Raw genomic sequence first — 5,302 nt, 5'->3', positions numbered from 1 at the left:
TAGGAATATTAAATGCGAATTATAGGATTACTCTCTGTTTTAGCTTTAACACCGGGGTATGTAAGTGCTCTGACGTTGGAGCAGTCGGTAGCAGAAACATTAAATACAAACCCTCGCTTAATGCAAAAATATGCGAGCTTTGAAGCTAAGTATCGTGATAAGCGCAGTGCATTTAGTGAATATTTACCGCAAATACGTTTATATGCGGCCTATGGCTATGAGCATGTTAATTATAAATCGGGCAGTGAATTTGACACAGAATTAGATCGCCGTGAATTAGGTCTAAAAATAACGCAAATGCTGTTTGATGGTTTTAGTACTTCTTCAGAGGTGGCTCGATTAGATAATGAAGCGCGCGCCGATCAGCTTGGTTTGATCTCTGAGGCAGAAAACATCAGCCTTGAAGTCGTGCAAGTGTATTTAGATCTATTAAAAGCAATAGAACTGATTGAACTATCTGAAAAAAATATAGAAATACATAAAAATATTTTAAACGATATTGAGCAACGTCATCAACGAGGCTTGTCAAGTGATGCTGATGTAGCTCAAGTGCAATCGCGCTTAGCAACATCGCAGTCTGGCTATTTAGCGGCTAAAAATAATCTGCTAGACATACAAGCAAATTACTATGATTTAGTTGGTAAGTATCCTGAGGATCTTGTTATCCCTAAAGCAGATTCACATTTTTTGCCTGATTCGTTAGAAGAGGCAATGAAAATTGCAAAAAGTTCACATCCTGAAATAGCTGCTGCCATTTATGATATTCAAGCAGCAGATAAACAAATACAACGAGAAAAAAGTGGCTATTGGCCTAAAGTGAGCTTAGAACTCGATGTTGCAGATAATCGAGATATATCAGGATCACCAGGGCGAGATGATAATGGCCGTATAATGCTAACAATGAGTTACGATTTATACAGTGGGGGTAAAACAAATGCTGATACTGACGCTGCTAAATGGCGCTATCAAGAAGCTGTAGCGGTAAAAGATTCAACTCATAGGCAAGTTAAAGAGGCAACAAGCTTTGCTTGGAATGCTTATGTATTTTTAGATGAGCAGAAGAAGTTTTACCAAGAAAATGTAGGGTACGCAGAAGTTGCGCAAAAAGGCTACGAAAGACAGTTTGGGTTAGGGCGTCGCTCGTTATTAGATGTACTTGATTCACAAATTGAATTATTCACGGCAAGAAGAAACTATATTGAATCTGCATATGATCAACGCATTGCTAGTTACAGATTGATCAATGCAACGGGTCGTTTAGTGAGCGCCTTAAAAGTAGATAAGCCAGATGCTTGGCAGCTTGGAGATAGATAATAATGAAAAATATAGCTTTATTAAGTGCCGCTTTACTTTTAACCGCCTGTGCGACAGAGCCAGGCCCGTACGAGCAAAAGTTACAGTCTAATGATTTGCTTGATCAAGACCAAGATGGGGTTATTAACGAGCGCGATAAGTGTGCAGATACGCCCCTTAAAGCGGTAACAGATAACGATGGTTGCCCGTTTGAAAAAAACATAAGCACAACACGTGGTGTGGTGATTAACTTTGAATTTGATAAGCATGTACTTACTACTGATGCAAAGCAAAAAGTAGCTGAGTTTGCTCGCTCTATTGAAAACTCACCATTATTGAGTGTTATTTTGATTGGTGATACTAGTAAAAAGGGATCACTTGAATACAACCGAAAGTTAGCGTTAAAACGTATTGAAACAGTCAAGTCAGCACTGCTTGCGCTTAATGTGAGCGAAGATCAAATTTCACAACAAACGTTTATTGAAACTAAAAAAATCCCGACTGAGCTTCAAGGGCGAGAAACCCGTGTTATAGCATTAGTTGAGGGTGAACAGTCTAGTGTTATGCAAATGCAGTTTGACGTATACAACTCAACCATTTAAATAGCTTACTGCAATTTATAATAGCCCGTTATAAAACGGGCTTTTTTATGCTTAAGCGTACCTTAATACTTTTGCTATACAATGATGCATACAATGATGCATACAATGATGCATACAATGATGCATATAATGGCAAATTATTAAGGGATTAACATGGCTATTCAAAAAAAAATAAAAGAAAAAACACGGCACTTTATTGACTCAAAACATATGTTAACGGGTATTACCGTGGCGTCGTTTTTAGAGTCTACGATTGTCCCCATTCCGCTTGAAGCCGTGCTTGTACCGCTTATGCAAGCACGCCGTGAAAAGCTTTGGCTAATCGCTCTAATGGCCACGGTAGGGTGTATAATTGGCGCTTTATTTGGCTACGCGCTGGGTTTTTACCTATTTGATGCGATTGGTGACTGGGTTATTGACATGTTCTCAAGCCAAGAGCAATTTGAAAATGTTAAGCAGCAAATGCAAAATCAAGGGTTTTGGTTTGTAATGACATTAGGAATAGTGCCTATTCCGTTTCAAATTGCGATGCTCGCAGCAGGCGCTACAAAGTACTCTATTGCTTTGTTTTTATTAGCCTCTGGTATTGCTCGTTCAATTCGCTACTTTGGTTTAGCTATTGTTGTGTATTACGCAGGTAATAAAGCTGAGCAAATAATCAGTAAACATAAAACTAAAGCAATGATTGCTATTACTATTTTAGTATTGGCATTGTGGGGTATAAGCACCCTAATATAGCGTTTAAATTCTAAAGTTAACTACGCCACGCCATAACAGCAGCTTGATACCAAAGCTGCATTTCTATAGTTGAGTTTTGTATTTTGTTTACATTGCTTGGCTTTAATCTCAGGTAATTTTTATGCTAAATGCACTAAAGCAAGCACTTTGTAAGGTATCGCTTTATAGCGTTTTTTTTCGTGTGCTATAGTTTGTTAATAACGCACTAAAAAGCGCCATCTTATGATTGAAACTGTAAAACTTACCGTTCGGCTGTCTAACTTTTATAAAATGAGTTGGGTAAATAAAACGGTAAGTATAGCGTTACTGCTCTACATAATTGTTTTCTCACTTTATGCTTTAAATACTTTCCCACCTTTAAAGGTACAAAATAACGTATATGGTTTTACGACCGATTTTTGCAATCTTATTGTACTTGTATTCCTATTTTGGATAGTGCAATGCTCTGAGCTTTCAAAACAAGCGTATGTTTACTCTACATTGGGTTTGTTGCTATGGAGTATGGGCACAACGGCCGATGTAATAGATGAATTAGTTGTACAGCCCTATTGGATGAGTGTTTATTTTGAAGACTTATGCAGAACCATAGGCATGCTTTTTACCGCCTATGGTTTATTTAAAACTATGCGTTTTGTACAAAGCATTCATAACCGTTTAGCGCGTGAGTTAATTATTGATGACTTAACACAAGTACATAATAGGCGTTATTTTTATCGGCATATTAGAACAGCGTCAACCTCGCCTTATGTTATTTTAATTATCGATATTGATCATTTTAAGGCAATTAATGATGAATTTGGACATGATGAAGGAGACTCAATACTCAAGCAGTTAGCGACTAAGTATAATCAGGTGTTTATCAATGACGCTAAATTTGCTCGTCTTGGTGGTGAGGAGTTTGGCGGTTATTTGCCTAGTCGTAATATAAGCCAAGCAGCTGAATTTTGTCAGCAATTAATAAATATTGCGCACAGTATTCATGTTAAGCAGGCTAAGCACCTCACAGTAAGTATTGGCATGGCGCTGCAAACCCCCAACGAGCCCCTAGATAAAGTAATGAAGCGTGCCGATATGGCTTTATATCTTGCTAAAAATAATGGCCGAGACAGATTAGAAATTGCCCCAACTCCTATATCGTCTTTTTGAAAAACATCCTTATTATTTGCACATTTAAAACAGTTTTTAACGTTTTCGTAAAGAACTGTCAGCGAGGGTAATACTTTGTAAACTATGAAATTAAAATGCAGCAAAAGCGTCATAATAGTGATTTTAATAATAAGGAAACTTTAATGACCAACTCTCTGTTGAAAGCTGCTTTACCTCTAAGTTTAATGTCTATTTTAGTTGGTTGTGGCGGCAGCGACGGCTCAAGTGATACAGGCTACGTGCAATTATATAATGGCTCTTATAACAGCCCATATACGCGTTTATTTGTAGATGAAACTGAACGCTCAGGCACCGACTTTGCTGATGTAACCACGCGTCATAACTACAGCACCGGTACTTACGATTTAAGTTTTGAATACTTAGATGCAAACGACAGCTACATTACAATTAGCGAACAAGAAGTATCAATTAAAGGTGATAAGACCGAACTTATTGTAATGAGTGGCAACTTTGATGAGCCGACATTCACAGAACTAAGTGTGCCAATTTCAAGCGATACAGATGAGTTTAACTTAGGTTTTTATAATATTACCAGCGAAGAGACCAGCTACGATGTTTACCTAGCAACCGATGATGGTGTATTTGAAAGTGCTGAGCTATTTACATCAACACAGTACTTAAGTGAGCTAGATTTACAAACCCTTGATGAGGGCTACTACACAATTTATATCACTGAGGCAGGTAGTACAGATGTGATATATGAATCTGAGTCAGTTTATTTTTACGATGAAGAAAGCTATGTAGCAATGATCCGCCCAAGCTATGCAACAGAAGAAAACGGTATAACCCTTGATATAGTGACCGATAATAACTACGTTACAGCGCTAAAGCACCAATCAGCGTTAGGTCAATTGCGCTTTATAAATACCGTTGACGATTACTCGCCAGTTAGCTTTAGCGCTACGCGCGGTACTACCGTTAATGAAACAAATACAGTAGCAAGTGACACCTACACCGATTACGTAGAGCTTTCGCCAAATAGTTACAGCGTTGCAATGTACGACGAAGAGGGCACCAAGCTTGCCGATAACTTTTTAATGACCCTTGAACGTGAGCAAAGTGCCGTAGGTGTTTTTTACAACGATGTAGATAATGGTTTACGCATGATGAGTGTTGAGGAAAACCTAACACCGAGCAGCTACAGCCATACTATTTCGGTTGTTAACCTAATAGAAAGCTACGCTGGGCAAACAGTAAGCGAAGTTGACGTGTACTTTACCTTAAATGGTGAAACTGTTGATGACGCCACTAATGTAATCGATGGCTTAGATAGATACGATCAAGAAGAAATTGATGTAGATAATGAAGCTTACACTGTGTATGCCGTATTTGAGGATAACGGCCAACAAATAGTGCTAATTCAACAAAGCGATATAGATTTTACCGAAGAAGGTAATTACATCTTGATTTTAGAGCATGATGAAACAACTAGCTCCGGCTTTAAAATGAGTGTAACGCGCACAATTACAGACAGTGTAGACTAATTGATATATAACACGTTC

Annotated in this window: 5 protein-coding genes; all 5 read left to right on the top strand. The window is 38.1% G+C overall.

Translation table 11 applies throughout. The features are described from left to right. Window positions 1–12 precede the first annotated feature (12 nt). The 5 genes from QUE46_RS13245 (at window position 13) to QUE46_RS13225 (ending at window position 5,284) form a co-directional block, all read left to right on the top strand. The gene (locus tag QUE46_RS13245; RefSeq protein WP_286245151.1) at window positions 13–1,314 is read left to right on the top strand and encodes a TolC family outer membrane protein; all 1,302 of its coding nucleotides are present in this window, start codon (window positions 13–15) and stop codon (window positions 1,312–1,314) included. Between the two features lie 2 nt (window positions 1,315–1,316). After that, window positions 1,317–1,895, top strand: a complete 579-nt coding sequence (locus tag QUE46_RS13240; protein WP_286245150.1) for an OmpA family protein — start codon at window positions 1,317–1,319, stop codon at window positions 1,893–1,895. A 153-nt stretch (window positions 1,896–2,048) separates the two neighbouring features. After that, window positions 2,049–2,633, top strand: coding sequence for a YqaA family protein (locus QUE46_RS13235; protein WP_286245149.1), 585 nt, complete (start codon window positions 2,049–2,051; stop codon window positions 2,631–2,633). 222 nt (window positions 2,634–2,855) lie between these two features. Continuing rightward, complete coding sequence (locus QUE46_RS13230; protein WP_286245148.1) at window positions 2,856–3,779, top strand: GGDEF domain-containing protein; 924 nt, start codon at window positions 2,856–2,858, stop codon at window positions 3,777–3,779. 143 nt (window positions 3,780–3,922) lie between these two features. After that, on the top strand, window positions 3,923–5,284 hold the full coding sequence (locus tag QUE46_RS13225) for a hypothetical protein (protein ID WP_286245147.1): 1,362 nt from the start codon (window positions 3,923–3,925) through the stop codon (window positions 5,282–5,284). Window positions 5,285–5,302: the final 18 nt, after the last annotated feature.

This window comes from Pseudoalteromonas sp. MM1, from assembly GCF_030296835.1.
Lineage (GTDB): Bacteria > Pseudomonadota > Gammaproteobacteria > Enterobacterales > Alteromonadaceae > Pseudoalteromonas.
This window is presented reverse-complemented; position numbering and strand designations above follow the sequence as displayed.

Excerpts from the sequence above, each read along its gene's own strand:
- QUE46_RS13235 (WP_286245149.1), top strand. The coding sequence starts at position 2,049 with ATGGCTATTCAAAAAAAAATAAAAGAAAAAACACGGCACTTTATTGAC.
- QUE46_RS13240 (WP_286245150.1), top strand. The coding sequence starts at position 1,317 with ATGAAAAATATAGCTTTATTAAGTGCCGCTTTACTTTTAACCGCCTGT.
- QUE46_RS13225 (WP_286245147.1), top strand. The coding sequence starts at position 3,923 with ATGACCAACTCTCTGTTGAAAGCTGCTTTACCTCTAAGTTTAATGTCT.
- QUE46_RS13245 (WP_286245151.1), top strand. The coding sequence starts at position 13 with ATGCGAATTATAGGATTACTCTCTGTTTTAGCTTTAACACCGGGGTAT.
- QUE46_RS13230 (WP_286245148.1), top strand. The coding sequence starts at position 2,856 with ATGATTGAAACTGTAAAACTTACCGTTCGGCTGTCTAACTTTTATAAA.